This is a genomic window from Mesorhizobium kamtschaticum, assembly GCF_056174585.1.
Window position 1 is genome coordinate 2,754,600 of the sequence record NZ_CM149691.1, and the last position, 25,690, is coordinate 2,780,289.

The 25,690-nt window shown below is 62.7% G+C and carries 30 protein-coding genes; 15 read left to right on the top strand and 15 right to left on the bottom strand.

From position 1 onward, the window contains the following. Positions 1-22: 22 nt before the first annotated feature. From AC0V7N_RS13470 to hemF, 4 genes are all read right to left on the bottom strand, one after another. Positions 23-1,003 carry a S8 family serine peptidase gene (locus AC0V7N_RS13470; RefSeq protein WP_475458191.1) on the bottom strand — a complete coding sequence of 327 codons (981 nt, stop codon included), beginning with the start codon at positions 1,001-1,003 and terminating at the stop codon, positions 23-25. An 81-nt stretch (positions 1,004-1,084) separates the two neighbouring features. Next, positions 1,085-1,663, bottom strand: coding sequence for a hypothetical protein (locus tag AC0V7N_RS13475; protein ID WP_475458193.1), 579 nt, complete (start codon positions 1,661-1,663; stop codon positions 1,085-1,087). Positions 1,664-1,960: 297 nt separating this feature from the next. Then, entirely contained in the window at positions 1,961-2,146 is a 186-nt protein-coding gene (locus AC0V7N_RS13480; RefSeq protein WP_095201919.1) for a DUF1059 domain-containing protein, read from the bottom strand. A 204-nt stretch (positions 2,147-2,350) separates the two neighbouring features. Further along, positions 2,351-3,265, bottom strand: coding sequence for an oxygen-dependent coproporphyrinogen oxidase (gene hemF / locus AC0V7N_RS13485; protein WP_475458196.1), 915 nt, complete (start codon positions 3,263-3,265; stop codon positions 2,351-2,353). A gap of 164 nt (positions 3,266-3,429) precedes the next feature. Between hemF and AC0V7N_RS13490 the strand changes: the two genes are divergently transcribed. The 3 genes from AC0V7N_RS13490 to AC0V7N_RS13500 all read left to right on the top strand — a co-directional run bounded on the left by AC0V7N_RS13490 (position 3,430) and on the right by AC0V7N_RS13500 (position 5,572). Next, positions 3,430-3,687 carry a hypothetical protein gene (locus AC0V7N_RS13490; protein ID WP_027030665.1) on the top strand — a complete coding sequence of 86 codons (258 nt, stop codon included), beginning with the start codon at positions 3,430-3,432 and terminating at the stop codon, positions 3,685-3,687. Positions 3,688-3,845: 158 nt separating this feature from the next. Then, the gene (locus tag AC0V7N_RS13495) at positions 3,846-5,129 is read left to right on the top strand and encodes a hypothetical protein (RefSeq protein ID WP_475458198.1); all 1,284 of its coding nucleotides are present in this window, start codon (positions 3,846-3,848) and stop codon (positions 5,127-5,129) included. Positions 5,130-5,341: 212 nt separating this feature from the next. After that, positions 5,342-5,572 carry a hypothetical protein gene (locus AC0V7N_RS13500; protein WP_475458200.1) on the top strand — a complete coding sequence of 77 codons (231 nt, stop codon included), beginning with the start codon at positions 5,342-5,344 and terminating at the stop codon, positions 5,570-5,572. Positions 5,573-5,683: 111 nt separating this feature from the next. On the opposite strand, the gene AC0V7N_RS13505 is transcribed toward AC0V7N_RS13500, so the two are convergent. Then, positions 5,684-6,208 (bottom strand): hypothetical protein, encoded by a 525-nt coding sequence (locus tag AC0V7N_RS13505; protein ID WP_475460313.1) that lies wholly within the window; start codon positions 6,206-6,208, stop codon positions 5,684-5,686. Between the two features lie 38 nt (positions 6,209-6,246). Further along, on the bottom strand, positions 6,247-7,953 hold the full coding sequence (locus tag AC0V7N_RS13510) for a YadA-like family protein (protein ID WP_475458202.1): 1,707 nt from the start codon (positions 7,951-7,953) through the stop codon (positions 6,247-6,249). Positions 7,954-8,153: 200 nt separating this feature from the next. Between AC0V7N_RS13510 and AC0V7N_RS13515 the strand changes: the two genes are divergently transcribed. After that, positions 8,154-9,269 (top strand): helix-turn-helix transcriptional regulator, encoded by a 1,116-nt coding sequence (locus AC0V7N_RS13515; protein ID WP_475458204.1) that lies wholly within the window; start codon positions 8,154-8,156, stop codon positions 9,267-9,269. 21 nt (positions 9,270-9,290) lie between these two features. On the opposite strand, the gene soxR is transcribed toward AC0V7N_RS13515, so the two are convergent. Both soxR and AC0V7N_RS13525 read right to left on the bottom strand, forming a co-directional pair. After that, positions 9,291-9,734, bottom strand: coding sequence for a redox-sensitive transcriptional activator SoxR (gene soxR, locus AC0V7N_RS13520; protein ID WP_475458206.1), 444 nt, complete (start codon positions 9,732-9,734; stop codon positions 9,291-9,293). Positions 9,735-9,895: 161 nt separating this feature from the next. Next, the gene (locus tag AC0V7N_RS13525) at positions 9,896-10,354 is read right to left on the bottom strand and encodes a tRNA (cytidine(34)-2'-O)-methyltransferase (protein WP_172225271.1); all 459 of its coding nucleotides are present in this window, start codon (positions 10,352-10,354) and stop codon (positions 9,896-9,898) included. A gap of 446 nt (positions 10,355-10,800) precedes the next feature. Here AC0V7N_RS13525 and AC0V7N_RS13530 point away from each other — a divergent pair, with 446 nt between their 5' ends. The 5 genes from AC0V7N_RS13530 to AC0V7N_RS13550 are packed head-to-tail and all read left to right on the top strand — an operon-like array spanning position 10,801 to position 15,805. Beyond that, positions 10,801-11,214, top strand: a complete 414-nt coding sequence (locus tag AC0V7N_RS13530) for a hypothetical protein (protein ID WP_475458209.1) — start codon at positions 10,801-10,803, stop codon at positions 11,212-11,214. Between the two features lie 9 nt (positions 11,215-11,223). Next, entirely contained in the window at positions 11,224-13,107 is a 1,884-nt protein-coding gene (locus AC0V7N_RS13535; protein WP_475458211.1) for an ABC transporter ATP-binding protein, read from the top strand. After that, positions 13,104-14,987, top strand: a complete 1,884-nt coding sequence (locus AC0V7N_RS13540; protein WP_475458213.1) for an ABC transporter ATP-binding protein — start codon at positions 13,104-13,106, stop codon at positions 14,985-14,987. The genes AC0V7N_RS13535 and AC0V7N_RS13540 overlap by 4 nt, the downstream gene beginning before the upstream one ends. Positions 14,988-14,991: 4 nt before the next feature. Then, positions 14,992-15,498 carry a GNAT family N-acetyltransferase gene (locus AC0V7N_RS13545; RefSeq protein ID WP_475458215.1) on the top strand — a complete coding sequence of 169 codons (507 nt, stop codon included), beginning with the start codon at positions 14,992-14,994 and terminating at the stop codon, positions 15,496-15,498. Between the two features lies 1 nt (position 15,499). Next, on the top strand, positions 15,500-15,805 hold the full coding sequence (locus AC0V7N_RS13550; RefSeq protein ID WP_475458217.1) for a DUF6665 family protein: 306 nt from the start codon (positions 15,500-15,502) through the stop codon (positions 15,803-15,805). A gap of 3 nt (positions 15,806-15,808) precedes the next feature. Here AC0V7N_RS13550 and AC0V7N_RS13555 read toward each other — a convergent pair whose 3' ends face one another. Beyond that, complete coding sequence (locus AC0V7N_RS13555) at positions 15,809-16,153, bottom strand: cupin domain-containing protein (protein WP_475458219.1); 345 nt, start codon at positions 16,151-16,153, stop codon at positions 15,809-15,811. A 374-nt stretch (positions 16,154-16,527) separates the two neighbouring features. Here AC0V7N_RS13555 and petA point away from each other — a divergent pair, with 374 nt between their 5' ends. The 4 genes from petA to AC0V7N_RS13575 all read left to right on the top strand — a co-directional run bounded on the left by petA (position 16,528) and on the right by AC0V7N_RS13575 (position 20,100). Then, positions 16,528-17,028, top strand: coding sequence for a ubiquinol-cytochrome c reductase iron-sulfur subunit (gene petA, locus AC0V7N_RS13560; RefSeq protein WP_246707446.1), 501 nt, complete (start codon positions 16,528-16,530; stop codon positions 17,026-17,028). 17 nt (positions 17,029-17,045) lie between these two features. Beyond that, the gene (locus AC0V7N_RS13565) at positions 17,046-18,386 is read left to right on the top strand and encodes a cytochrome b (protein ID WP_475458221.1); all 1,341 of its coding nucleotides are present in this window, start codon (positions 17,046-17,048) and stop codon (positions 18,384-18,386) included. A 27-nt stretch (positions 18,387-18,413) separates the two neighbouring features. Then, complete coding sequence (locus AC0V7N_RS13570) at positions 18,414-19,271, top strand: cytochrome c1 (RefSeq protein WP_475458224.1); 858 nt, start codon at positions 18,414-18,416, stop codon at positions 19,269-19,271. Positions 19,272-19,404: 133 nt separating this feature from the next. Beyond that, positions 19,405-20,100: an acid phosphatase gene (locus AC0V7N_RS13575; protein ID WP_475458226.1), complete on the top strand. Its 696-nt coding sequence runs from the start codon at positions 19,405-19,407 to the stop codon at positions 20,098-20,100. A 128-nt stretch (positions 20,101-20,228) separates the two neighbouring features. On the opposite strand, the gene AC0V7N_RS13580 is transcribed toward AC0V7N_RS13575, so the two are convergent. The 3 genes from AC0V7N_RS13580 to AC0V7N_RS13590 all read right to left on the bottom strand — a co-directional run bounded on the left by AC0V7N_RS13580 (position 20,229) and on the right by AC0V7N_RS13590 (position 22,108). Then, positions 20,229-21,077: an IS3 family transposase gene (locus AC0V7N_RS13580; protein ID WP_475460315.1), complete on the bottom strand. Its 849-nt coding sequence runs from the start codon at positions 21,075-21,077 to the stop codon at positions 20,229-20,231. Next, the gene (locus AC0V7N_RS13585; protein WP_183460044.1) at positions 21,026-21,376 is read right to left on the bottom strand and encodes a transposase; all 351 of its coding nucleotides are present in this window, start codon (positions 21,374-21,376) and stop codon (positions 21,026-21,028) included. The genes AC0V7N_RS13580 and AC0V7N_RS13585 overlap by 52 nt, the downstream gene beginning before the upstream one ends. 234 nt (positions 21,377-21,610) lie before the next feature. Then, complete coding sequence (locus AC0V7N_RS13590) at positions 21,611-22,108, bottom strand: hypothetical protein (RefSeq protein WP_475458228.1); 498 nt, start codon at positions 22,106-22,108, stop codon at positions 21,611-21,613. A gap of 211 nt (positions 22,109-22,319) precedes the next feature. On the opposite strand from AC0V7N_RS13590, the gene AC0V7N_RS13595 reads away from it, so the two are divergent. Further along, on the top strand, positions 22,320-22,772 hold the full coding sequence (locus AC0V7N_RS13595; RefSeq protein ID WP_475458230.1) for a nuclear transport factor 2 family protein: 453 nt from the start codon (positions 22,320-22,322) through the stop codon (positions 22,770-22,772). A gap of 72 nt (positions 22,773-22,844) precedes the next feature. Further along, positions 22,845-23,390: an adenine phosphoribosyltransferase gene (locus AC0V7N_RS13600; protein ID WP_475458232.1), complete on the top strand. Its 546-nt coding sequence runs from the start codon at positions 22,845-22,847 to the stop codon at positions 23,388-23,390. A gap of 176 nt (positions 23,391-23,566) precedes the next feature. Here the strand turns inward: AC0V7N_RS13600 and AC0V7N_RS13605 are convergent, their stop codons facing one another. From AC0V7N_RS13605 to corA, 3 genes are all read right to left on the bottom strand, one after another. Beyond that, positions 23,567-24,037, bottom strand: a complete 471-nt coding sequence (locus AC0V7N_RS13605) for a MaoC family dehydratase (RefSeq protein WP_475458235.1) — start codon at positions 24,035-24,037, stop codon at positions 23,567-23,569. After that, entirely contained in the window at positions 24,034-24,504 is a 471-nt protein-coding gene (locus AC0V7N_RS13610; RefSeq protein WP_496627886.1) for a MaoC/PaaZ C-terminal domain-containing protein, read from the bottom strand. Before AC0V7N_RS13610 ends, AC0V7N_RS13605 begins: the two co-directional genes overlap by 4 nt. Before the next feature lie 122 nt (positions 24,505-24,626). After that, complete coding sequence (gene corA, locus AC0V7N_RS13615; protein ID WP_475458237.1) at positions 24,627-25,601, bottom strand: magnesium/cobalt transporter CorA; 975 nt, start codon at positions 25,599-25,601, stop codon at positions 24,627-24,629. Positions 25,602-25,690 lie beyond the last annotated feature (89 nt).

The following is a 25,690-nucleotide window of genomic DNA, read 5'->3' on the forward strand; positions in this document are numbered from 1 at the left end:
AATCGAGCGAAGCGCTATCTTCCTATCTGATTGCTACCGGAGCCAGGGCGCGCGAAAGGCTTGCCTCGCCCTTGCCGTAGACGGAGGGGTTGTAGTTGACCAAGGTATCCGTACGAGCCGTATTGAGCAGATCGTTGGTGATCTGGGTCGGCGTCGCGCTGGTGAATTTGCTGCCGATGATCGCCGCATACCCTGAAATGATCGGCGCGGCGAAGGAGGTGCCGTAAAGGCCGGTCTTGTCGCCAGTGACACCCACGACGAGGAAATGGCTCTGCACAGCCGTGTTCGAGCCGGCGTAGTTGGAATACCAGGCAAGCTGGGCCTTGTTGGACGTCGTGCCGTTGGTCGACAGCGCGCCGACGAAGATCGCCGAGGCTTTGCCGACCAGGGCTAGGTCGAGATAATCCTGCTGGCCGCCAGTGACGCCGCCCACGGCAACCGAGTCGTTGCCAGCCGCCTTGGAGACAACGGCCAACCCTTTGGTGGCGTAGGAGATGATCGAAGCTTCCTCCGGTGCCCAGCCGATCTGGTTTGAGCTGTAGCCGGCCTTGGCGTACATGCCGTAGCTCAGATTGAGCACGTTCAGCCCGCTCGCCAGCGGGACGTATGAACCGGTGGTGAAGTCTTTCGACCTGATCGTCGCCAAGGGCGCAACCATGCTGGCTTCCTCGCGGGTCCATTCACCGTGCCGCTGGGTTTGAACCCCGAGGCCGAAATTGCCGGAGAAGCGCGACGTGCTGCTGAAGTCGTCGACCATGGTAATGGTGACGCCCTTGCCCTTGTACCCTGCGGCCCATGCGGCGCCGACATCGGGGCTCATCCAGCTCTTTACCGTCTGCGTCGCCGGCGCGGCCGGGATCGTCGCGCTCACGCATATGGATCCGCCACCGTGGCAGAGCGCGGCCATCTCATCGGTGTCAAGGGCCTCCTGCGCCAAGGCGAATGGCACTGAGAGGATGACGAGGGCGGCGGCGAGGCCGAACTTCATGCAAGTACCCGACATGTTCCTACTCCAGTCAGACAAGAACCAGGATGAGCGATCGCTTTCGGGGCGATGAATTCCTCATTTGCAGCCTCGCGGCCATCAGAAAGTAACACGGTAGTTCAGCCAGAGATGCTGGCTTTCCGGTTTAGCATTAACCAGATATTTCAAGGTTTCCTCAGGCGCCATCTGGCTGGCCGCGAGCCGGCAATTGACGCTGTAGCTACCCAGATCGCCATAGTCGGCCTCGCAGGACTTTTCGGTGAGCTTGCCGCCGAAGGTCGCGGTGAACGACAGGGAAAGCGTGCTGTTGGGGTTCGGATGCATCTGAGTTAGGAACCCAAGCTTGAGGCTGGGCGCGATCCGATACTTCTCGCCCTCTTCTCCGGTCCCGAACCCCCAAAGGATGCCGGTATCCTCGGTGATCTGGGTCAAAAGGTCGACATGCATGTCGACCCAGCTTGCGCGATACCATTGGTTGAACGAGACAAAGGTTCCGTTCTGCAGTTCGTAACCACCATTGCCCAGGCTCCTCGCGCGATCGCTGAGCGGTGAACCCTGATGGATGTCGACCAACGATGTCGTCATTTCCTGCGCAATGGCCGGGGACGCCCCGACGAGCGCCCACAGCAGCGGCGCCGCCGTGCGGAAACCCAATCGATTGCCGGATTTTTCGCGCATGCGCGAAACACCTCGCCCCACCGTTCCGGATCAGTGCCTGGTGGCGACGGGCTTCTCTGGCAGCCCACTGTAGCCGGATTATCCGTGTGACATTGGCACGGGTTCGGTTACCGCAGGGTTTACTTTAGCGGAGGCAAATATGATTTTTGACTGAAAAAATGTGGCTCGCGCCGCGCCCGCGATGGCGTCAAACGCTACTCGCGGGCGGCGCGGCGAACACCGTCTGTCCGCTTCGTCGAATGGTGAGCGTCGGCGCGGTTAACTGGCCGCCGCCCACGAAGCAAGGCCGGGCAAAACCTAGGCGGCGTCGCGCACCTTCTCGATGCGCGAACGGATCGCCTCGACCATCGTCTCGCGGATAACGGTCTCGCCATGCGTCTCGCGCATATGCTCGACGGCACGGCGCATCACTTCGGCTTCCTCGTCGGCACGGGTGTGCCAGTCACAGCCGGGAACGAGCGACCCGCAGTGGAATGCCTTCATCGGATTTCTCCTTTTCCTCCGGGGAGCCAATCGAGGCTCCGCCACTTTTTTGGCTCACGGTCCATTCCAGATTGAATTCCCGGACGTGAGCGGGGCGAAGACTATAACACGCAAGGGCCGGTCTGGTTGCATCAAAGCATCGTGCACCGCTTGCTCAGTGTCCTTGATTTGGAGCAATTCCGGACGGAATTGCTCTGGCTGATGTTACGGCCAGCGCACCTCCGGCGGCAGGCTGGAGAGGATCGCGGCGACATTGCCCCCGGTCTTCAGGCCGAAAATGGTGCCGCGATCGTGCAGCAGGTTGAATTCGACATAGCGGCCACGGCGGATGAGCTGTTCGTCGCGGTCGCCGTCGGTCCAGTTCTCGTTGAAGTTGGCACGCACGAGGTGGCCGTAGACGACGAGGAAGGAGCGTCCGACATCCTGGACGAAGTTGAAATCGGCATTCCAGCCGCCTTTGTCCTCGCCCGAATGCAGCCAGTCGAAGAAGATGCCGCCGGTGCCGCGCGGCTCGTTGCGGTGGGCTAAGAAGAAGTACTCGTCGCACCAGGTCTTGAATTTCGGATGGTCGGCGACGTCGGCGTTCTTTTCGCAAGCGAATTGCATGGCGCGATGGAAGGCGACGGTGTCAGGATCGTCCTGGGTGCGGCGGCGGTCGAGCACCGGCGTCAGATCGGCGCCGCCGCCGAACCATTGCCTGGAGGTGACCACCATGCGCGTGTTCATATGCACGGCCGGAACGTTGGGGTTCCAGGGATGGGCGATCAGTGAGATGCCGGAGGCCCAGAAGCGCGGATCTTCCTCGGCGCCGGGCATCTGCTTCCTGAATTCGGGCGAGAACTCGCCATAGACGGTCGAGGTGTGGACGCCGACCTTCTCGAAGACGCGGCCGTGCATCATCGACATTGTGCCGCCGCCGCCCTTGCCCTGGTCACGCTCCCAAGGCGTCTTTTCGAACCGGCCCGGTGACCATGAGGCGAGCGGGCCCTGGAGATCCTGCTCGATCTGCTCGAAGGCGCCGCAGATGCGTTCGCGCAAGGCTTCGAACCACAGGCGTGCCTTCATCTTCTTCTCTTCGATGTCGGCGGGCAGGCCAGCGGGTATTTCAGGTCGTTCCAAAGCGCCGTCTCCGGTTGCGGGGCGGTGAGTCGACAAAAGACTCGTCTTTTCCGGGCGCGATCCCTAATCTCTTGAGGGACAGGGTCAAGTCACTTTGGTTTTGCGCATGATCCTTTCCGAAATCCGGTTTCGGGGTCATGCGCTGCTGTGCAAGGAGTTGTTTCGTGCGCACGCCGGCAAGACCGCCGCTGGATGGCCTGAAGAAAAGGCTCGACCAAAGCCGTGCCGAACGCGCACGCATGCCGCGCGACGGTTTTTTACGCGAGACCTTCGTCCTGCCGCGCTCGGACGCGCGGCTCAAGGCCAAGGAATGGTTCGAGCGCTTCCCCAAGCAGGCCTACTGGACCGAGATCGAAAGCTGGTTCGAGCGCCCGGGGGATTTGATCGAGTTCACGATCAGGCGGTTGCCGGTGGCGGACTGACTAGCCAATCGCTCGCGCCTCGCCCGATCTGCCAGCGCCATCGACGGCGATTGAGAGGCATTTCCCAACTGCTATTAACCCGGTTGTAATCGCCGCAGGCTACACGTTCTCGTGGACACGAGCGTCAGTGGGAACTGCGGATAAAAGGGATAGCTTGCTTGGAAGGCGTGGCCATATTCGCCGTCACTGTTCTCCCTTTAGTCGTTCTGATCTGGTCCATACTCCTGGGTCTCTTCATATATGCGGTTCGACTGGTGGCCACCGATCGCAAGACAGGGGGCTATCCATTGGGCATAGTCGTCGTTCTTGTTGCCGCCGCCATTCTCCTCAAGCCTGAAGCCGATGACGTTTTGCGGGCTTACCACAGGAGACAGGTCGCCTCGATCACGACGTCTTCGCCGTCGTCAAAGCCGCCCTACCATTTGCATATCATCGGGGTGTCCTCCTCAGGTGATGAAGCGGTTCTGGCGCTGGCGGAATCCGGGTTGTTTCAGGTGACGACGTCCTGGGGCGGCAACAAGGATCGTTTCGATCAGCGTATCGTCGTCGAAGACGCCGATGACTGCATGAAGCGGCGTACTGCATACGTCCAGTTCACGGCAGCGACCGGATTCACCCGTTGCGCCCGATCGATACGGGAAGCTGGAACCCCGCCTGCCAACCGGCTGACGCTGTGGATCGGCTCTCCTCCCTTGATGTCCGCCTCTCTTCGACAGGAACAGCGCGGGATGCAGTTATCGGAAATCGGTGGCGGTAAAGAAAGCTTGTTGGCTTACTGGGAAACCAGCCAGCCCCTTCGCCGATCGTTCGTTGCGCGGCTTCTTCCCTATGGCGTGAGAGACTCTGATACACGCGGGTCTCATTCGATGAGGACTTCCTACAGAACGTTTGATCCCGATATCCTGAAGTTCGTGTTCGATGGTGTCCGGATCGACCCGGCCGGTATTGACGTTCCCGGGCAAAAGACGCCGCGCGAGCTTGCCGCGATGATCTCGAACATCCTGGCCGAGGGACCTGCTGCGAACGCCGATGCCGCAATTCCCGCTCTCGGCATGCTCGGTGCGGTGGACGCCGATGCGACGGAAACCGATGCCGCCGTCGGCGAAATAGCCAAATACATATTCGACGACAGGTCGAGGCGCGTCATGCAGATCAACGGCAGTCTGGACTGCAAGTCGGCCGAAGTTGTCGTCTCCCACCGGCAAGCGGCCTCACAGGCGTGTTCCGAGCGTGCTCGCCAGAGTGATCAGGAGGCAAAGAAGGTCCGTTGCATCATCCCTGTGGGAGCAGAGCAATACCGCGAGCTCTGTCGCTCCGGCTTCAGAGATGAAGTTTGGCCAGGCGGTGGCGGGGCTGCGACGAAAGTCCTCATCGCGTGGCCGAACCCCGGCTATAATCGGATATCGCCATCGGTCGCTGGAACGGCGGCGGCGCTTCGGTAACGGTTGTCGACGTTGCCAGCAATCATGGACAACTCGATCTTGCCCTTGTCTCGCAAGGTAGCCAGCTGTGGTATTTCACCGGCAGCACAGGGTGCATAGCGAGGGTATCGGTACTATCACCGGAGAGCGGTGTGATCGGTATTCACTCCGACCGCGTTCGCTTCCGTTTTCGGTGGGAGATTAATGTTAGCTCCTTGAGTCGGAAGACGCCGTTGGATTTTCCAGGCTTCAGGGACATTCTCGGGGCGACGCCCGATGTGATGCTTACGCGTGTCGAGGGTGAACTTGGCCTGGAGCAGGCACTTGCAACGGCGGGAAGCGCCTCCACCGCATGCGGCGAGTCGCGCCAAGCGACAAGACCCGATGTGCGCAATGAGTCGATTGCCGTTGACCCGGAAGACGTTGTCACGGACCCGATCATGATCCCGTTCAAAACGCGGTAACAGGGAAGCACTCGTCCAAGAAGTGCACGCGGGCGGCTTACCGTCCGCACGACATGGGTCAGGCCCTTTCGCGGGCCGGAACCGGTTTCCGCCTGCCTGCAGTTTGCACCGTCACGGCTGCTTGGGCGCGGCCGGGGGAGGTTGTCTTCGTTTCGTCACCCGCGCTGTTTTCCTGGCCTCGGCGACCTGCGGGCCAGCGGGCTGCGGGGCGGCCGCAACCTGCCCGATCGAAACAGAGATGCCGAACAGCCGCCATTGCCCGTTCACCGACGCAAAGGCGAGTTCGAAATTAACCGGTGCGGGTATGGAGGGAAAGAAGCCCGCCATCCTCATCAGGCCATCGGGTTCGATCTGCGGCAGCACGGAGAGCTGCGGGTCGATCGCCGCGACGCCCGAGAGGTCTAGATTTTCGTTGCGTTCCTTGGCGAAGATATCGCCGAGCCGCGCCGCCGTATTGACCTGGAACCCGGGGGCGCCGAGATCGCGCAGAACCGTGTAGTTGCCGGTCTTGTTGGCTTCGTCGAGGGCGAGCAGCGCCGAGCGGACCAGGATCAGCACGCCGTTGCGGTCGATCTGCGCCGGCTTTGGTGTCTGTGTCTCGGCACGCCCGCCGCAACAGCCGATGACCAACACCAACGCCAGTGTCGCCAGGCGCAGCGTGAAAGGCCTGGCGCTCACCACGCGAATGTTACGCCCGCGCGGGTGCCGATACCGCCCTGTTGAAATCCGCCGCCGAGACCGAAATTCACCACGGCATAGTCGGTCAGGCGCATTTGCGCGGCCACGCCGATGGCGTTCTGGCCACGGAAATTGCCCCAGTTGGTGGAAATCGCGAATCGCTTGTCCGAGGGCAGGGCGCTGGCGCCCATGGCGATGGCGACAGCAGTGCCTTCGAAGGCCTGTTTCATCTGCGTCTGCAAGGTGCCGACGCTGGACTGGAGCGCGGAGATGTCCTGCGGGCTGAAGGCCGAACTGGCGAGATTTCCCGCTGAATCGGTGGTGACGAAGGTGGTCGGGCCGGATTGCGCGGCGAGGCTCGCCGCCGAGCCGATGCCGGACATCCGGTAGGTGCTCGACGCGGTGCCAAGCGACATCTGGTTGGCAGCCGTGGTCGTTGCGCCGGCACCGATGGCGGTCGAATTGGCATAGTTGGCGGCAGCGCTTGCGCCAAGCGCGGTGGCGCCGTCCCCGATCGCCTGGCTGGCCTCGCCGATGGCCGTGGTATGGTCCCCTTCGGCATGGCTGACCTGGCCGAAGGCACTCGCGGTGGTGCCATTGGCCTCGCTGAGTTCGCCTACCGCCGTGGCCGCGTCGCCTTTGGCGATGCTGTCGACTCCCACTGCGGTCGCCGCGGCACCGGTCGCCTTGGCGTACCCGCCCGTCGCGGAGGCACCGTCGCCAGTGGCAGTGCTGGCGGTTCCCAGCGCGGTCGCCGCGAAACCGGTCGCGGTACTGTTGGCGCCCATCGCGCTCGCCGAGAAACCGGTCGCCGTGGAGCCCTGGCCTGTCGCCGTGGCAGCGGTGCCGATGGCTGCGGCGTCGGCGCCGGTTGCAGTCGCGGCGTTGCCGGTTGCGTTGCTGGCTTGTCCGGTCGCGGTTGCCAACGCGCCATTGGCCTGGCTGTTCTGGCCGAAGGCACTCGCAGCGTCGCCCGTCGCCGTGCTTCCCTGGCCAAAGGCACTCGCAGCCGCGCCATTCGCCGCGCTGTACTGCCCCGTCGCGGTGGCATTGTTGCCATTCGCGATGCTGCCCTGGCCCGTCGCTGTGGCGTTGGTGCCGGTCGCATTGCTGAGTACGCCTATCGCTGTTGCGGAATTGCCGTTTGCGCCGCTGATCGCGCCGATCGCCGTGGCGCCCTCGCCGGCTGCGCTGCTGTTTACGCCGACAGCCGTGGCATCCAGACCGGTCGCGCCGCTAGCCTGTCCTACGGCTGTTGCCTCTGTGCCATTGGCTTGACTGGAGGCTCCCACCGCGCTCGCGGAGGCACCGATGGCGTGGCTGTCGAAGCCTACCGCGATTGCCTGCGAGCCAGCTGCGTTGGCGCCATCGCCTACGGCTGTCGCCGCCGCGCCATTGGCTTGACTGGAGGTTCCCGTTGCGGTCGCGGAGGCACCGGTGGCGGTGCTTTCGGCGCCGACAGCGGTTGCCTGTGAGCCAGTCGCGTTGGCGCCATCGCCAAGTGCTGTCGCATTACCGCCGCTGGTTATGGTGCCCCCGCCCGCCGCATAGTCGCCGGCTGACGCCGTGCCGGCGGCGAACGAAACGGCCGCAACGACACCTGCGGCCAGCGCAAGGCTGCGCAGCGCGCCACCCGATGTGGCGCCGCCGACAGGCAAGAGTTCGTGCGCCCGCGCATGAACCGGTGTTGATATCTTCTTCACGAACCACCCCGCTGCAATCCGCCGGAACTGGGAGAGCCGGCGCCCTTGCAAGCATTGATCCGCGAAATTTAACGTGACCGCATTGCCCATATGGGCAGTGTCTTTCAACTGCTGGTCACGGTGTTGTGCACGCGCCACGGTTGTACCCGTGCTATTTGCGAGGGGTCAGGTTTTCGGAATGTGGCCAGCAGGGGCACGATTTGGACACTGAAGCCCTTGCCCTCATCGACATCTTCTACCAGGCGGCCCTTGATCCAAGCACGTGGGCAACTGCCCTCGCGGGCATAACCGGTTTGCTCCGCGCCGATCACGCATATCTGGTGATGAACAACCAGCCGATGTCGGCGGCCCCGTTCATCGCGCGGACCGGTATGGAAGACGCCGATGTCGAGCGTTTCCTGTCGCCGGAAGCCTCCAGACTGCTGGCGCCGCTGCTCAACTCCCATCTCGCCAGTTTGCCGCCGGGAGCGGCGGTCGTCAGCAGCAGCGAAGTCCACACGGACACCGACTTCGAACGAAGCGGCTACTACAATGAAATCGTTCGGCCGCTGGGCACGTTCTATGCAGCCGGCATATCACACGACGATTCGCGCTTGCCACTCGGCATGTGGGTCTGCCGCTCACGCCAGAAGGGCGGTTTCGTGCAAGGGGAAAGCCGGGCTCTGGAGCAACTTTTCCCCCATTTGACACGCGCCCAATTGCTGTATCAAAGGCTGCGGATCAGCAACGAGCAGGCAGCGGGGCTGACGACAATCATCGAACGATTGGACGAGGCGGCGATCGTGCTCGACGCGACAGGCCGTCCGCTCATCGTCAACGCACGGGCCACACAGATTCTCAGCCGCGGCGATGGGCTGGCCCAGGTCGCGGGCCAGTTGCAGGCGGCGACACCGGCGCTCACCGAGCAATTGCGCAAGGCTATCGCCGCCGCGGCGGTCTCCCCGGCGGATCGCGGACAAAGGCTGCATCTGCCGCGCCGCGACCATCGCTTGCCGCTGCTGCTCGATATCATGCCGGCATGGCGGCTCGGCATCGCCGAGCCCGGATTGCGGGCGCCGCGCGTCGTCATCTTCATCAAGGAGCCGAGCGCCCCCCTTCGATTCGAGCACGTCGCGCTGACCGAAACATTCGGCCTGACGCGGCGCGAATGCGAGATCGTCTGTCTGCTGGCTGGCGGCATGAGCGTCAATGCCATAGCCGCCCATTTCGCGATCAGGCCCGGGACCGTGCGCCACAATCTCAAAAGCGCATTCGAAAAGACTGATGTCCACAATCAGGCGGCCCTGGTCGCGCTGGCTCGCAGCTTCGCCTCCTGAGTTTGCCGCCAGGGAACGCGCTCAGCGTGCCACCAGCCGTCTCGCGCCGGTGCCTTCCCTTGCCAGTCGGTCGCCCTTGTTCCGAAGCGGGCATTTGTCGATCGACATGCAGCCGCAGCCGATGCAGTCGGTCAGCCCGTCGCGCAGTTTCTTCAGCTGGGCGATCTTGTGGTCGAGCCCGTCGCGCCAGGCGGTCGACAAAAGGTTCCAGTCGTTGCGCGTCGGCGTGCGGCCCTCGGGCAGTGATTCAAGTGCGGCACCGATCTCGGCCAGCGAGATGCCGACCTCCTGGGCGACCTTGATGATCGCCACCCGCCGCAGCACGTCGCGGCCGTAGCGACGCTGGTTGCCTGGCGTGCGGTGGCTACGGATCAGCCCGCGCGCCTCATAGAAATGCAGCGCCGACACCGCAACGCCGCTGCGCATGGCTACCTGGCCGACCGTCAATTCCGTTGCTGGAGCCATTTCCCATTTTCCGCTTGACCTCAAGTTAAGTTGAGCTTGTAGCGAAGAACTGTCGAGTGGGCAAATGACAGGAGAAGGCGATGTGCGCCTGGGTGAGAATGGCTGGAGAAACCGCTGTTGTCGGCGACGGCAAGCATGGTGTCATCGACGGGCTGCGGATCCTATCCGAGTTGCCGGACGGCTTCGCCCGCCACCATGGCGACGGACAGCGCGACATTGATGCTGCGCGCGCTACCCTGCATCGGGATGGTCAGCCGCGCATCCGCCGCCTGATGGACCGCGTCCGGCACGCCTGCGGATTCGCGGCCGAACAGCAGGATGTCGCCGTCCGCGAAGCTGAAGCTGGTGTAGGGGGTCGTCGCCTTGGTCGACAGCAGCACCAGCCGGCGCCCGTCTTTCTTGCGCCAGTCCTCGAAGGCGTTCCAGTCAATGTGCCGGGTCAGGGCAGCCATTTCGAGGTAGTCCATGCCGGCGCGCTTGAGCGCCTTGTCGGAGAGCGGAAAGCCGGCCGGTTCGATGATATCGACGCCAAGGCCGAGGCAAGCGGCGAAGCGCAGGATTGTCCCGGTATTGCCGGCAATGTCCGGCTGGTAGAGCGCGATGCGGAGACGACAGTTCATTTCCGCGTCCTTCTAATAAGTGGCAGATCGGCAACAGCGGGGTCGTGGTTTTGGAAATTGCGGGAGCTGCGGGTGGCCATTTTTTTCGAAGTCGGGTATACGGCCAGCATTGTCAACCCGAACCGATGGAGGGGAAACTCATGATGACCATGTACATCCAGCGCCCCTCTCGTGGGCTTACCTGCCTGCCGGCGGTTTCGGTACGACAATTCTCCTAGTTCTCTAAGACTTGATCGCACCGATTCCCGCCGAAACGATTTTTCGGCTCTCGAAGGAATCCTGCGATGTTTTTCAAAAAGTCAAAAGGGCTGAACGCCCCACCTGATCATGTCCGGACCGATGCCGAGCGTCGGTTGCGGACAGACGCAATCCATGCCTCCGGCCGAATGCCGGCGGACGATGTTGCTTCGCCTTCTCATCTCTATTTTCATACGGAGGACGGACCGATGTTCGATCCCTACAGAATACCTGGCTCGAGGAGCCTGCATACCCACCGGTTGCCAACCTGGGCGCTGCTGATCGGCGACACCTATTCGTCGGCGGTCCATGCCGAAGTCCGCCGCCGCCCGCATCGCGGCATGCTGCCGGATGTCGATTTTTCGCGCGCGGTGCCCGATCCGAGCCGGCCTTCACTGGTGCGCCGGATCATCCGGCTGGTCCGGCCGGGTGCGAAAATCAGGCTTGTCGACACCGCGCCGTCAGGATCGGCAAGCGAGCCTGTCGGCGAAAAGCCCGCGAACCCCTATATTGCGCGAAGCAGGGCCGACGGTTCGGATGATTCCGGACCGTCGGCCCTCGGCGCCACACAGCCCGGGACTTCGGACGTCGCCAAGCCGCGTAAGCGGAAAACAGATTTGTGAGCATTTCTCATGTCGTTCAGTTGGTTTGAAAAAAGGCTCGATCCGTTCCCGGCAGCGGAGCCGGTCGAGCCACCCAAGACGCTGGTCGCCTTCTGCCTGCACTACACGCGCGGCGCGTTGCCCTACATCATTCCGGACGCGGTCCTGATGACGTCGATCGCCATTGCCGAAGTGTGGATGTTCGGGTTCATGGGCCGCATCGTCGACTGGCTGTCGGGGCAGAACCGCGAGACCTTTCTTCAGACCGAGAGCTGGAAGCTCGCCGGCATGGCCTTCATCGTGCTGTTCGCGCTGCCGGGCACGGTATGGCTGCATTCGCTGCTCAACCAGCAGACCTTGATGGGCAACTATCCCATGCGCATCCGCTGGCAGGTGCATCGCTATCTTTTGAAGCAGTCGATGGCCTTCTATCAGGACGAGTTCGCCGGCCGCATCGCCACCAAGCTGATGCAGACCGCGCTTGCCGTACGCGACTGCGTCATCAAGCTGATCGAGGTTCTCAACTACGTCATCGTCTATTTCCTCGGCATGCTGGTCATCGTCGGCTCGGCGGACTTGCGGCTGGCGGCACCACTCGTGGTCTGGCTGGTCGGCTATATCGCGCTGCTGCGTTACTTCATTCCCCGGCTCGGCAAGGTCGGCGAGGAGCAGGCCAATGCGCGCTCGACCATGACCGGCCGCGTCGTCGACAGCTACACCAACATCCAGACGGTCAAGCTGTTCTCCCATGCGCGCCGCGAAGCCACTTTCGCCAAGGAGGGGATGGCCGGGTTTCTCGACACGGTCTATCGCTCGATGCGGCTGGTGACGGTGCTCTACGGCCTGCTTTACATCCTCAATGCGCTGCTGCTGTTCTCGGTGACCGCGCTCTCGCTCTGGCTATGGCTCGGCCAGGTGGTGACGATCGGCGCCGTCGCCGTGGTTATCAGCCTGGTGCTCAGAATGTGGGGCATGTCGCAATGGATCATGTGGGAAATGTCGGGCCTGTTCGAGAACATCGGCACGGTGCAGGACGGCATTGCCTCGATCTCGCTGCCGCGCCTGGTCGAGGACAGGGCGGATGCGAAGGAGATCAGCGTTGCCAGGGGTGAGATCCGATTCGAGGACATCCGCTTCCACTATGGCAAGCAGAAAGGCGTCATCGAAAACCTGTCGCTGGCGGTGAGGCCGGGCGAGAAGGTTGGCATTGTCGGCCGCTCGGGCGCCGGCAAGTCGACGCTGGTCAACCTGCTGCTGCGCTTCTACGATCTGGAAAGCGGCCGGATCCTCATCGACGGCCAGGAGATCGCCGGCGTAAAGCAGGATTCGCTGCGCGCCCAGATCGGCATGGTCACGCAGGACACCTCGCTGCTGCATCGCTCGGTGCGCGAGAACATCCTTTATGGCCGGCCGGACGCCAGTGACGAAATGCTTGTCGAGGCGGCGCGGCGCGCCGAGGCGCTGGACTTCATCGGCGGGCTTTCCGACCACAAGGACCGCAAGGGGTTCGATGCCTATGTCGGCGACCGCGGCGTCAAATTGTCCGGCGGCCAGCGGCAACGCATCGCCATTGCTCGCGTTATGTTGAAGGACGCACCGATACTTATCCTTGACGAGGCGACGTCGGCGCTGGATTCCGAGGCGGAAGCGGCCATTCAGGAGAACCTCTACAAGCTCATGCAAGGCAAGACCGTCATCGCCATCGCCCACCGGCTGTCTACCATCGCGGCGATGGACAGGCTTGTGGTGATGGACCAGGGTCGGGTCATCGAGGAAGGTTCGCACGAGGACCTGGTCGCCAAGGGCGGGCTCTACGCGCAGCTTTGGCAGCGCCAGTCGGGTGGGTTCCTGCTCGAGGATATTCCGGCCGATGTGGCCAACGACACTGTTGCAAAGGGCCAAGCTGCCGAATGATGACAGCCGTTTATCGCTGGTTCGAGAACTGGGTCTATCCGTTCAGGGAGCCGGCGAATCTTCGGCCACCGTCGAGCGTCGGCGGGTTTCTCTGGCACTATGTCGGCCAGGCGAAGTTCGCCTTCTTCGCCATGCTGGTCATCGGCGGCATCGCGCCGCTGGTCGAGGCCGGCCTGTTCTACTTCGTCGGGCGGCTGGTCGACATCCTCGACCAGCTTCCCGGCGAGCGCAGCTGGCACGCGCTGTGGGCCGCCGCCGGCCCCGAGCTTGTCTTCATGATCGCGGTGGTGCTGGTCATCCGCACCATCGTCGTCGGTCTGTCGGCGCTGGTCGACGAGCAGACGATCACGCCCGGCTTCTACAATCTGGTACGCTGGCAGGCGCACCGGCACGTCTCGCGCCAGTCCTACGCCTTCTTCCAGAACGATTTCGCCGGCCGCATCGCGACGAAAGTCTGGCAGGCGGGGCAGGCCACCGGCGACCTGATGGAAAGCTTCATCGAAGTCATCTGGTTCATGCTTGTCTACACGGTGACGACACTGGCGTTGGTCGCCAGCCTTGACTGGCGGCTGGCGGCGCTGGTGGTGATCTGGATCGCGGCCTTCGGCTGGTTGGCAAAACTCTATCTGCCGGCGATCCGCAAGCATGCGGAGGCCACGGCCGAAGCAGGCTCGATGATCAATGGCCGCATCGTCGATTCCTATTCCAACGTGCAGACGCTGAAGCTGTTCTCGGCCGATGGCGACGACCGTTACATCCGCAACGGCTTCGACATCTATCTCGACGCGCTGCGCCCCTTCACCCGCCGGCTCACCGGCGTGCGCATGGCGCTGACGACGCTGTCGGGCATCGTGATCACGGCGATCGGCTGTTTTGCCGTCTATCTCTGGGTGGAGGGCTCGATCACCGTCGGCGCGGTCGCCTTCACGCTGTCGCTGGTGCTGCGGCTCAACATGCTGCTTGGCCGAGTGATGATGCAGCTCAACGGCATTCTTCGGAACCTTGGCGTGCTGGAGAACTCGAAGGCGCTGATCTCGCAGCCGCTCGGGCTGATCGACGCGCCCGATGCCAGGGAGCTTGTCGTCGCCGGCGGGCGCATCGACGTGAAGAATGTCGAGTTCCACTACGGCAAGGGGTTCGGCGTGCTGAACGGCATCGACCTCGTCGTCAAGCCGGGCGAAAAGGTCGGGCTGGTCGGGCCGTCGGGTGCGGGCAAGACGACCCTCGCCAATCTGATCCTGCGCCTTTACGATCTCGAGAGCGGCAAGATCCTGATCGACGGACAGGACGTCGCCGATGTCACGCAAAATTCGCTGCGCGGCAATATCGGCGTCGTCAGCCAGGATACGGCCCTGTTCCACCGTTCGCTGCGCGACAACATCAAGCTCGGCATGCCCGACGCGACCGATGCGGAGGTGATCGCCGCGGCGAGGAAGGCCGAGGCGCATGACTTCATCCTGGACCTGCGCGACAACCGGGACCGCGCCGGCTACGAGGCCTTTGTCGGCGAGCGCGGCGTGAAACTGTCGGGCGGCCAGCGCCAGCGTGTGGCGATCGCGCGTGTCTTCCTCAAGGACGCGCCGATCCTGATCCTCGACGAAGCGACCTCGGCGCTCGATTCCGACATCGAGGCGGCGATCCAGGAGAATCTGACGCGGCTGATGGAGGACAAGACGGTCATCGCCATCGCTCACCGGCTGTCGACGATTGCCGCCCTCGACCGCCTCGTGGTGCTGGACGGCGGCCGCATCGTCGAGCAAGGCACGCATGACGAGCTGGTGGCGCTCGACGGGCTTTATGCGCGGCTGTGGAAGCGACAGTCCGGCGGCTTCCTCTATCACGAGGAAAGCGTGCTCGAAGAGACGCGGCCGGCGGAGTAGGCGCATGGGTGGGACGCCAGAGACCAGTCCACAGGTCGGCTCCGAGATCGGTTATGGGATCAGGCGGCTGCGGCCGACCGCGCCGGCCTTCGACTGGCTGAAGGACGAGAGCCGACTGGAAGGCTACTGGATGCTGGTGCGCCTGGCGGATGGCTGGGCAAGCGGGCATGACTCTGGCGGCCGTAACAAGTTCCTGAAGCGGGGCGAGGCGCTTTACGGGGCATGGCATGGCCGGGACCTCGCCGGTGTCTGCGGGCTGAACATCGATCCTTATTTCGAAGGCAGGGAGCAGGGCCGGGTCCGGCACCTGTTCGTCAGCGCGCCTCACCGCCGTGCCGGCCTTGGCCGCATGCTGGTCGAGACCGTCATAGATCGGGCCCGCCAGTATTTCAGCGTGTTGAACACGCGCGCGCCGCCGCAAGCCTTCGGCTTCTATGAAAGGCTTGGCTTTCAGCGCGTGGCAGGCGAAGAATTCGTCACCCACCGCCTGGTGTTCGGGAAGGGGAACTGAAATGTCCTTGCGTCCGCCATCTGCCGGCTCTTCGGCCGCTGAAGCCGCCTTCGACGCGCTTGGCCATGAGATCCTGGCTGAGAAGGCGGCGGCACTCGGCCGGGCTGGCCAAAAGGTCGAGGAAGCGCTGGCTCGGCTAAGCGAGAATGCAGACGAGGAACTGCGCCCCCGGCTTCTCAAGGAGGCTGCCGCGGCCGTGCATGCCTATTTCATCCAGCGCGAACTTTGCGGCCTGCGCAGGCACGAGGCCGTCATCCGCGAGTATGGCATACCCAAGGCGGTGCTTGTCCGGCTGGGAGCAATGTAAGGATCATTCGAGCCATTCGGTGATGAACTTGCCGTTCTCGTGAATGTCAGTGGTTTCCAGCGGGCCCGGGCCGAGATTGGTGAATTTGTGCGGCGTGTGGGGCGGCACGATGACGATCTGGCCGGCGGAAGCCTCGATTTCCTGGTCGCCGACGGTGAACAGGCCGGTGCCCTGGCGGATGATGAAGATCTCTGCGTAGGGGTGAGCGTGCAGCCGCGGGCCGCCGCCTTCATCAGGCAGGTAGTTGAAGATCAGGCAGGAGTTGGAGCCGTAGGCACCGCATTGCAACTCGCCCTTCCAGTGGTCGGAGCGAACTGCCCATTCCTCACGGTCTATGACGTGTGCCATGCTTGGGAGGATAGATCACACCAACGCCCCGTGTCGAGGCAAGCCGGAACCTCGGATTTTGCTGATATTTCCCGGTTGTTTAGCCGCCCTTTGCGGCCATTCGCCGTCCCGCCGGGCAATAGGGGATTTTGTCCCGCGACAATCTGCCCTTGTGCCTTCACCCGTCTGGACAAAAACGGGCTTCACGCATAAACCGAAGTCCAAATGCCGGAGGAATTCGCTAGCCTGTTCGCCATGCGCTGTCGGGTTGGCGTGATTGAGCGGGGAACAAGGCTCGGCCACCGGCGCGGAAGAGGCGAAAGGATCAGGCACCCGTGAGCGCAACCGACATCCACGATCCCAATCGTCGAGATTTTCTTTATGTCGCCACGGGCATGGCCGCCGTTGTCGGCGCCGGTGCCTTCGCTTGGCCGTTCATCGACCAGATGCGCCCTGATGCCTCGACGCTGGCACTCGCTTCGGTCGAGGTCGATGTCGCTTCGCTGACGCCTGGCAGTTCGCTGATCGTCAAATGGCGCGGCAAGCCGGTCGTGGTGCGCAACCGCACCGAGAAGGAAATGAAGGACGGCGAGGCCGTCAATCTCTCCGATCTCAAGGATCCGATCGCCCGCAACGCCAATCTGCCGGCCGACGCACCGGCGACCGACGCCAACCGCACCACGCCCGGCAAGGAAGCCTGGATGGTGATGGTTCAGGTCTGCACGCATCTGGGCTGCATTCCGCTCGGCCAGGAAGGCGATTTCGGCGGCTGGTTCTGCCCGTGCCATGGTTCGCAATACGACACCGCCGGCCGCATCCGCAAAGGCCCGGCGCCCGAGAACATGGCTGTGCCGGTATTCAAATTCATTTCCGATACCAAGATCCTTATCGGTTGAGGCAGGGGGACATTTCGATGAGCGAGGGACACTCGACCTACACGCCCAAAACCGGTATCGAACGCTGGTTCGACGCCCGCATGCCGCTGCCCAGGCTGGTCTATGACAGCTTCGTCGCCTATCCGGTGCCGCGCAACCTCAACTACATGTGGACCTTCGGCGGTATCCTGTCGATCATGCTGGTGGCGCAGATCCTGACCGGCATCGTGCTGGCCATGCACTACACGTCCGACACCAATCTCGCCTTCGGCTCGGTCGAGAAGATCATGCGCGACGTGAATTCCGGCTGGCTGTTGCGCTACATGCATGCCAACGGCGCCTCGTTCTTCTTCATCGCCGTCTACATGCACATCTTCCGCGGCCTCTATTACGGTTCCTACAAGGCGCCGCGCGAGTTGCTCTGGATCCTCGGCTGCATCATCTACCTCTTGATGATGGCGACCGGCTTCATGGGCTACGTGCTGCCATGGGGGCAGATGAGCTTCTGGGGCGCCACCGTCATCACCGGCTTCTTCAGTGCCATTCCGCTGGTCGGCAACTGGATTCAGCAGCTGCTGCTCGGCGGCTTCTCCGTCGACGACCCGACGCTGAACCGCTTCTTTGCGCTCCACTACCTCCTGCCGTTCATGATCGCCGGCGTCGTCGTGCTGCACGTCTGGGCGCTGCATGTCGTTGGCCAGTCGAACCCGACCGGCATCGAGGTCAAGTCGAAGACCGACACCGTCGCCTTCACCCCTTACGCGACCATCAAGGACGCGTTCGGCATGATCGTGTTCCTGTTCATCTTCGCCTATTTCATCTTCTTCCTGCCGAACTATCTCGGCCATCCCGACAATTACATCGTCGCCAATCCGTTGAAGACGCCGGCCCACATCGTGCCGGAATGGTACTTCCTGCCGTTCTACGCGATCCTGCGCGCCATCACCTTCAATGTCGGGCCGATCAACTCCAAGCTCGGCGGCGTGCTATGCATGTTCGGTGCCATTGTCATGCTGTTCCTGGTGCCGTGGCTCGACACCTCCAAGGTTCGCTCGGCGGTCTACCGTCCCTGGTACAAGTTGTTCTTCTGGCTGTTCGTGGCCGATGCCATCCTGCTTGGCTGGCTGGGTTCGCAGCCGGCGGAAGGCGGCGGTCTGTTGACCCTCCTGATAGGTGAGTTCACGGGCAACTACGTTGGCTACGCTCAAGCGGCGACACTGTTCTACTTCGGCTTCTTCCTAGTCGCGCTGCCGGTGCTTGGCCTGATCGAGACGCCGCGGCGTGTGCCGAACTCGATAACCGAGGCGGTGCTTGAAAAGAACAAGGGTGGCAGCGGGCATCCGGCGGGCGCCACGGCCGCGCCAGAGACCAAGGGCTGAGCGGTAGAGAATCTAAGGGGATTTGGCATGAAGAAGATTCTCACCTCGCTGGCGCTGATCGGCCTTGTGGCCGCCGGCACTGCGGCCTTCGCGGCCGAAGAGGCGCACAACGCGGCGGCGCCGACGCATTTCCCGATCAATGAGCCGAAGGAAATGAGCTGGAGCTTCACCGGCCCGATCGGCACCTACGACAAGGGCCAGTTGCAGCGCGGCCTGAAGGTCTACAAGGAAGTCTGCTCGGCCTGCCATTCGATGAATTTGGTGGCCTTCCGCACCCTGTCGGACCTTGGCTATTCGGATGCGCAGATCAAGTCGCTGGCGGCGACCTACACGATCCATGACGGCCCCAATGATGCCGGCGACATGTTCGACCGTCCCGGCAAGCCGTCGGACTATTTCCCGGCGCCGTTCCCGAACACGGAAGCGGCCGCGGCCGCCAATGGCGGTGCGGCACCTCCCGACATGTCGCTGCTGGCCAAGGCGCGCGGCGTCGAGCGCGGCTTTCCACAATTCGTCTTCGACATTTTCACCCAGTATGACGCGGGTGGCCCCGACTACATCCACTCGCTGCTGACCGGCTACGACCAGACGCCGCCTGCCGGCATGGTCATCCCGGAAGGCACGCACTACAACCCGTACTTCATGTCCGGCGTGTCGCTGAAAATGCCCAAGCCGCTATCCGACGGCCAGGTGACCTATGATGACGGTGCACCGCAGACAGTCGACCAGTATTCCCGCGACGTGGCAACCTTCCTGATGTGGGCGGCAGAGCCGCACATGGAAGCCCGCAAGCATACCGGCATCAACGTGCTGTTTTTCCTGCTGGTGTTCGGTGCGCTGGTCTACCTCGTCAAGCGCAAGGTGTGGGAAGGCGTGGCGCATTAAGCAGCGCCAAGGCAGCATACGAATACGAAAGGGCGCCTCGAGGCGCCCTTTCGTATTTCCGGGGGGCGGTGATGTCACATGACCGTCATCGCATATGGCGATCCTGCATCATTCTCAACGAAGGATCGCACCCATGAAGAAATACGCATCGCTGGCGGCAGGTCTGTTGCTGCTGGTCATCGGCTCGGCCGCCCGGGCCGAAGACGCAAAACCCTTCGTCACCAACAAAGACATCGACCTGACGATGATCCTGCCGCCGCCGCCGGCCAACGATTCGGCGCAGACCAAGGCCGAACTCGGCGAGGTGCTGACGCTGCAGGTGACGCGCACGCCCGAGATGGTAGCCAGCGCCGTTGCCGACGCCGAGGAGAATGTCTGGCGCTTCGCCAATGTGATGGGGCCGAATTTCAACAAGGAGAAGCTGCCGAAGTTCAGCGCTTTCTTCGACCGCGTGGTCGAGACCGAAGGCGCCGTCGTCGATCCGGCCAAGGATGTCTGGAAGCGTCCGCGTCCGCACCAGCTCAGCGATCTCGTCAAGCCGGCGGTCAAGCTGTCGAGCTCCGGCTCCTGGCCGTCCGGCCACGCCACCGTCGGCACCATGATGGGCATCATCCTCGCCGACATGGTTCCCGAGAAGCGCGCCGAGATCATGGCGCGCGCGGCCGAATACGCCCACAACCGTGAGGTTGGCGGCATCCACTATGCGTCCGATGTCGAGATGGGCAAGATTTCCGGCAGCGTCATCGCCGCGGTCCTGCTCAACCGCGACGACTTCAAGGCCGAGTATGAAGTGGCCAAGGCCGAGCTTCGTTCCGATCTCGGAATGTAAGTCCTAGAGCGGTTCACCGTTTCATGGAAACGGTGAACCGCTCTAACTCTTTGTTTTGACGCAATTCCTAGGGAAAGCGCTACGCGCTTTGCCCGGGAAATGGAGTGCGCCCCTCGGAGCGGACAGGATCAGGCGGCAGTTTTGACCATCTTCCGGGCGTGTTGGTCTTCGAACTGTTGCGGGCTGAGATAGCCGAGCGCTGAGTGCAATCGGCGAGTGTTGTAAACCTCATCAATGAAGCGGGGAAGGTCCTCAGCGACGTCGGTGAAGGTTTCATAGGCCATCGGATAGATGGCTTCGACCTTCATCGTCTTCATGAAGCTTTCCGCTTTGGCATTATCGTAGGGATTGCCGCGCCGACCCATCGATCCAATAAGATCGTGCTCGGCGAGAAGATTGCGATAGAGGAGCGCGGCATATTGCGCGCCTCGATCCGAGTGATGGACGCAGCCCGGCGGCGGCTTTCGCCGTTCGATTGCCGCCTTCAATGCTGCAACGGTCAAGCGCGCGTCGATCGACCGGCCGATGGCGTAACCAACGACCTTGCGGGACCAGGCATCCAAGATGACCGCGACGTAGACGAAGCCTGCCGCAATCGCCACGTAGGTTATGTCGCTTACCCAAAGCCGGTTCGGGCCATGGAGTGTCACGTCCTTCGCCAGGTTCGGGAAGATCGGCAATTCATGATTGCTGTCCGTGGTGGAGATGAAGCGTCGCCTGATCCTGGGTTGCAGATCATGCTCGCGCATCAATCGTCTGACCTTCTTGTGGTTCACGACAATGCCGCTCTGCCGCAGCGCCGCCTGCATGCGGCGATAGCCGTAGGCTTCGAAGCTGTCGGAGATCTCACCCATCGTCTCGACGAGCGCTGTGTCATCCACGGCGGTTTCGGGCTGATCGTAGTAGGTTGATCGCGCGATCCCCATCAGCCGGCATCCTTCAGCGATGGAGACACCGCGGGGCCGGTGATCACGGATGTAGGCCCGCTTCTGGGACGTGGTGCGCTTTTCAGAGCCCCCTTTAGAAACTCGATTTCCAAGGCTTGCCGGCCTACCAGCCGCTCCAGCGCGGCGATCCGAGCCTCATAGGTCTGCATCGTCTCGGCCGCCGCTACATCCTCGTCGAAGGCGCCGGCCTCGTATTTCTGGACCCAGATACGGATCAGGTTACGCGCTAGTTCGTGCCGCCTGGCCAGACCATGAAGCGTCTCACCGGAGAGGAACTCTTGCACTACCTGACGTTTGAACTCGATGCTGTGCGCGCGATGTGCAGTCATGGCTTCCATCCTTCGAAAGCCCGGCTTCCAAGTCAATTCTGCTTAGTCAATCTGTCCGCTCCGAGGGGCGCACTCCAAAAACCGCTCACACTTTTCCTGGAATTGCTCTAAAGCGCGTCGCGTCGAAGCGGATTCATGCGACGCGATTTGGGTGCTTCTCTGCGCGCCAGCCGCCACGTCAGTTTGTCTTCGTTCTCGCGCAGAGGGACCCAGGGGACTGAAGCCGGCAACAGCTCATTGCGTCGACACTTGCACCGATATTGGAAAGGCAAAGTACAGGTTGCAGGCAAGAAGCTCGATACCTCGTTTTCCCAGGCGAGCGAGGGGCTCAGGCGCTTCAACGCCAACAGTTGCGCTGCCTTTGCCTTTCGCCTGCAGTGCGACGAGAGCATCATAGACCACGCGACGTTCGCGGACGGATGCCTGCTTCGGATTTTCAGGGTAATAAACGGGGATCGTCAAAATCAGATAGTCCATCCGACAGCGCGGCGCCGAAATCGCGATTGCCTTTCTGCGCAGAGCGATCTCGAACACGCCGGACCGTTCGTCGAATCCAGTGATCCATTGTCGATGCGTATGCAATTGTCCAAGCGCGTCGCCGACCACGAAATCTGTCGGGCGTAGCACGACCGTCCAACTGGCCCGCTCGGCAGCCGAGACGGCTGCCGGCGCCCAGCTCAGGAGCGAGGTTGCCATGAGGACGATCGGTATTTTCCGCAGAAGATGGGTCATGTAGCGGCCATGGTTCGACCGGAAGGGGCGCTTCAGGCGCCCCTTTCTACCCCTATGCGCGGGTTCGGCAATAAGTCCTTTGGCATAGCGCGGCGCTCAAACAGATGCGGATCGAGATCGGACGGGCTATGAAGCTTATGGGCTGCAATTCGATCGGAAAAGTGTCGCGTGCCAATCTCCAGTGCAGGCAGCCGAACGGAAGGAGCGGATCATGGCGAACGGAATGGGTACGGACGAGGACGCGATACGGGCCGTCATCGACCGGCAGTTTGCCAGCCTTAGCTGGGATGAGAGTGTCGCCCCTGGGTGGGATGGGTTTGCCGGCGATTTCCTGGATGACGCCGGCCTCTATCCGGCAGCCCGCCCGGCAAGACGCATCGCCGTTGTCGATTTCGTCGAGCGGATGCGCGGCCTGTCACGCACGTCGCTGCGATCGCTCCAGGAGACCGTGCTCGGCACCGATATCTGCGTTTTCGGCAACATCGCGATCGCGGCGGTCGCGGCGGAGATGATCGAGAACAGTGCCGAGACCAGCCGGTCCATGGAAATGCTGTTGCTGGTGAAGAGCGAAGGGCAGTGGAAGATCGCCGCGCAGGCATGGGACAGAGCGAACGAGGCCAATCCCTTGCCGGATGCGCTTGTCTCGGGCGTCACATCGCGCTAGCCGTTGTCGGTCGCGTCGGGTTTGGTCCCTGCGCCGTTCGCACTTGCCAGCTGGATCACCCGGAGCCGCCTCATGAAACCTTCGCTCGAAGACGCGCTGCTGGCGTCGATCCGCACCATTCCGGACTATCCCAAGCCCGGCATCCTGTTTCGCGACATCACCACGTTGCTCGGCAATGCGCGCGCCTTTCGCCGCGCCATCGACGAGCTGGTGCATCCCTATGCCGGCCAGAAGATCGACAAGATCGCCGGCATCGAAGCGCGCGGCTTCATCCTCGGCGGCGCCGTCGCGCATCAGCTCTCGGCCGGTTTCGTGCCGATCCGCAAGAAGGGCAAGCTGCCCTATGAGACGGTGCGCGTCGCCTACAGCCTGGAATACGGGCTGGACGAGATGGAGATGCACAAGGACGGCGTTGCCCCTGGCGAGAAGGTGATTCTGGTCGATGATCTGATCGCCACCGGCGGCACCGCGGAAGCGGCGGTCAAGCTGCTGCGCCAGATCGGCGCCGATATTCTGGCGGCGTGCTTTGTCATTGATCTGCCCGACCTGGGTGGGCGCGCCAAGCTTGAGGCGCTGGGTGTGCCGGTGCGGACGCTGATCGGGTTTGAAGGGCATTGAGGGAGCGGTTCTTCCTTCTCCCCTTGTGGGAGAAGGTGGCCTCGCGAAGCGAGGTCGGATGAGGGGTGTTCCAGGGAACGCCAACGTCTCACTCCGCTGGAACACCCCTCATCCGTCTCGGCGCTGCGCGCCGATCCACCTTCTCCCACAAGGGGAGAAGGGAGGCGCGACATACCTTACTCCACCTTCACCAGCACGGCGCTCTCGAACTCCAGCACCTTGTCGCCGGTCGAATCGAAGGCTTCCGAGCGGAGCGCCAGCAGCCGCCAGCCGGGGCGCGATGAGATTGGGCGGTGGGAAGCCGCCGTCCGCGTAAAGGTGACGGTCTCGCCGGCATAGACGGGCTTCAGCCATTTCAGGTTCTTGAAGCCGGGCGAGGGGCCGAATTCGGGCATCGGGCCTGGGCCGTTCCAGTTGGCGCCCTCGGCATCCATGCGGGCTTCGAGGTTGAGCTTCATCCAGGTGGCCGCGGTGTGCCAGCCGGAAGCGCAAAGCCCGCCGAGCACGCTCTTCCTGGCGGCCTCCTCGTCGATATGGAAGATCTGCGGGTCGTATTTGCGGGCGAAGGCCTTGATCGCTTCGGCTTCGAATGTGTGCAAGCCCAGCGTCACCGTGGTGCCGATGCGGAAGAATTCGTCGAGGGTCATGCCGCATTCCCCGCCGCATCACGCGTCAGGAACATGACGGAATTCTCAAGCTCGAAGACGCTTTCGCCACGTTGGTTGACCAGCTCGCTGCGCATGGTGACGAAGCCGAGTTGCGGCTTCGAGCGCGACAGGCGCTTGGCCAGGACAACCAGGTTGCCTCTGAGCGTATCGCCGGCCAGAACCGGTTTCTTCCACTTGACCTGATCGACCCCGGGCGCGCCCTGGCATGTGGAGTCCAGCAGGAAGGCATCGCACAGCATGCGCATGAACATGGCGCAGGTGTGCCAGCCCGAAGCCGACAGGCCGCCCAGGATGCTGGCTTTGCCGGCCTCCTCGTCGAGATGCATCGGCTGGGCGTCGAATTCGCTGGCGAACGCGACGATCTCGGCCGCGCTCACCTCTTTGGTGCCGAGGTCGAACGAGGCGCCCTCGACGAAATCCTCATAGGCCCATGTTTTTGCGCTCATGGTCTGGCATCCCTGCAGAACGCGATCCGCATGGATCGGCGAACCCGGATGCAGGCCGCGCGCGATTTGGTCAAGTCCTTTCTGGTGAGCCAGCCTGAGGCAGCCGGCATTGGCGGCAGCGGTCAGAGCCAGCCGCGGCGGCGGAAATACCAGAAGGGCAGGATCGCCGACAGGATCATCAGGCCTATGGCGAAGGGATAGCCGAGCTGCCATTTCAGCTCGGGAATGATGTCGAAATTCATACCGTAGATCGAAGCGACCAGCGTCGGCGGCAGGAAGATGACGGCGGCGACCGAGAAGATCTTGATGATGGCGTTCTGTTCGATCGAGATCATGCCGAGCGTGGCATCGAGCAGGAAGGAGATCTTCTGCGACAGGAAGGTGGCGTGGTCGGCGAGCGACAGCACGTCGCGCGTCAGCGTCTTGATGCGGGCGCGGACGTCCTTGCTCATCTTGGTCTGGGTGGCGACATGGGCGAGGAAGCCGGCAAGGCGCTGCAGCGAGATCAGGCTGTCGCGGACGGACGAGGCGATGTCCTCCTTGCGGCCGATGGCTTTCAGCAGTTCCTGGAAGTCGCGGTTGCGCTTCGACACCTTGGTCGAGCGTGCCTCGAAAATGTCGCGCGAAATCGCCTCGATGTCGCGGCCGGCGCGCTCGAGGATGTCGGCGAGACGGTCGACGATCGCCTCCAGCAGGCCGATCAGGATGGTGTCGCCGCTGGTGCAGCCGGTCGCCACCTTTTCGGCGCGCAGCGGGAAGGTCTTGAACGCCTTCGGCTCATGATAGCGAATGGTGATCAGCCTTTTTCCGGCAAGCGCGAAGGTGACCGGCGACATCAGGGGATCATCGACTTCGGTCTGGGCGGGCAGAGTGGCGGTCATGAAGTAGGCGCCGTCCTCGATGTAGAGACGGCTGGAAATCTCGATCTCCTCCATCTCCTCGCGGGTCGGGATGGCGACGCCGAGCCAGCTTTCGATGGTAGCTTCTTCCTCCTTGGTCGGACTGATCAGGTCGGCCCAGACGACCCTGTCGCCATCCGCCAGCAGGTCGTCGACGACGCGCAGGCGGTCATTGTCCACGACAAATGCCTTGATCATCGCCAGATCTCCCTGCGAAGGTGGGTTCGGATTGCGCGTCGTGTCGGATTGCACGGCTCTTCGTCGCGTGCGCGACCGTGTGCCAGCCG

Bases quoted from the DNA above. Each gene is read 5' to 3' on its own strand.
- AC0V7N_RS13470 (WP_475458191.1), bottom strand. From the start codon at position 1,003: ATGTCGGGTACTTGCATGAAGTTCGGCCTCGCCGCCGCCCTCGTCATC.
- AC0V7N_RS13475 (WP_475458193.1), bottom strand. From the start codon at position 1,663: ATGCGCGAAAAATCCGGCAATCGATTGGGTTTCCGCACGGCGGCGCCG.
- AC0V7N_RS13480 (WP_095201919.1), bottom strand. From the start codon at position 2,146: ATGAAGGCATTCCACTGCGGGTCGCTCGTTCCCGGCTGTGACTGGCAC.
- soxR (WP_475458206.1), bottom strand. From the start codon at position 9,734: ATGGCTCCAGCAACGGAATTGACGGTCGGCCAGGTAGCCATGCGCAGC.
- AC0V7N_RS13525 (WP_172225271.1), bottom strand. From the start codon at position 10,354: ATGAACTGTCGTCTCCGCATCGCGCTCTACCAGCCGGACATTGCCGGC.
- AC0V7N_RS13530 (WP_475458209.1), top strand. From the start codon at position 10,801: ATGTTCGATCCCTACAGAATACCTGGCTCGAGGAGCCTGCATACCCAC.
- AC0V7N_RS13535 (WP_475458211.1), top strand. From the start codon at position 11,224: ATGTCGTTCAGTTGGTTTGAAAAAAGGCTCGATCCGTTCCCGGCAGCG.
- AC0V7N_RS13540 (WP_475458213.1), top strand. From the start codon at position 13,104: ATGATGACAGCCGTTTATCGCTGGTTCGAGAACTGGGTCTATCCGTTC.
- AC0V7N_RS13545 (WP_475458215.1), top strand. From the start codon at position 14,992: ATGGGTGGGACGCCAGAGACCAGTCCACAGGTCGGCTCCGAGATCGGT.
- AC0V7N_RS13550 (WP_475458217.1), top strand. From the start codon at position 15,500: ATGTCCTTGCGTCCGCCATCTGCCGGCTCTTCGGCCGCTGAAGCCGCC.
- AC0V7N_RS13555 (WP_475458219.1), bottom strand. From the start codon at position 16,153: ATGGCACACGTCATAGACCGTGAGGAATGGGCAGTTCGCTCCGACCAC.
- petA (WP_246707446.1), top strand. From the start codon at position 16,528: ATGGCCGCCGTTGTCGGCGCCGGTGCCTTCGCTTGGCCGTTCATCGAC.
- AC0V7N_RS13565 (WP_475458221.1), top strand. From the start codon at position 17,046: ATGAGCGAGGGACACTCGACCTACACGCCCAAAACCGGTATCGAACGC.
- AC0V7N_RS13570 (WP_475458224.1), top strand. From the start codon at position 18,414: ATGAAGAAGATTCTCACCTCGCTGGCGCTGATCGGCCTTGTGGCCGCC.
- AC0V7N_RS13575 (WP_475458226.1), top strand. From the start codon at position 19,405: ATGAAGAAATACGCATCGCTGGCGGCAGGTCTGTTGCTGCTGGTCATC.
- AC0V7N_RS13585 (WP_183460044.1), bottom strand. From the start codon at position 21,376: ATGACTGCACATCGCGCGCACAGCATCGAGTTCAAACGTCAGGTAGTG.
- AC0V7N_RS13590 (WP_475458228.1), bottom strand. From the start codon at position 22,108: ATGACCCATCTTCTGCGGAAAATACCGATCGTCCTCATGGCAACCTCG.
- AC0V7N_RS13595 (WP_475458230.1), top strand. From the start codon at position 22,320: ATGGCGAACGGAATGGGTACGGACGAGGACGCGATACGGGCCGTCATC.
- AC0V7N_RS13600 (WP_475458232.1), top strand. From the start codon at position 22,845: ATGAAACCTTCGCTCGAAGACGCGCTGCTGGCGTCGATCCGCACCATT.
- AC0V7N_RS13605 (WP_475458235.1), bottom strand. From the start codon at position 24,037: ATGACCCTCGACGAATTCTTCCGCATCGGCACCACGGTGACGCTGGGC.
- AC0V7N_RS13610 (WP_496627886.1), bottom strand. From the start codon at position 24,504: ATGAGCGCAAAAACATGGGCCTATGAGGATTTCGTCGAGGGCGCCTCG.
- corA (WP_475458237.1), bottom strand. From the start codon at position 25,601: ATGATCAAGGCATTTGTCGTGGACAATGACCGCCTGCGCGTCGTCGAC.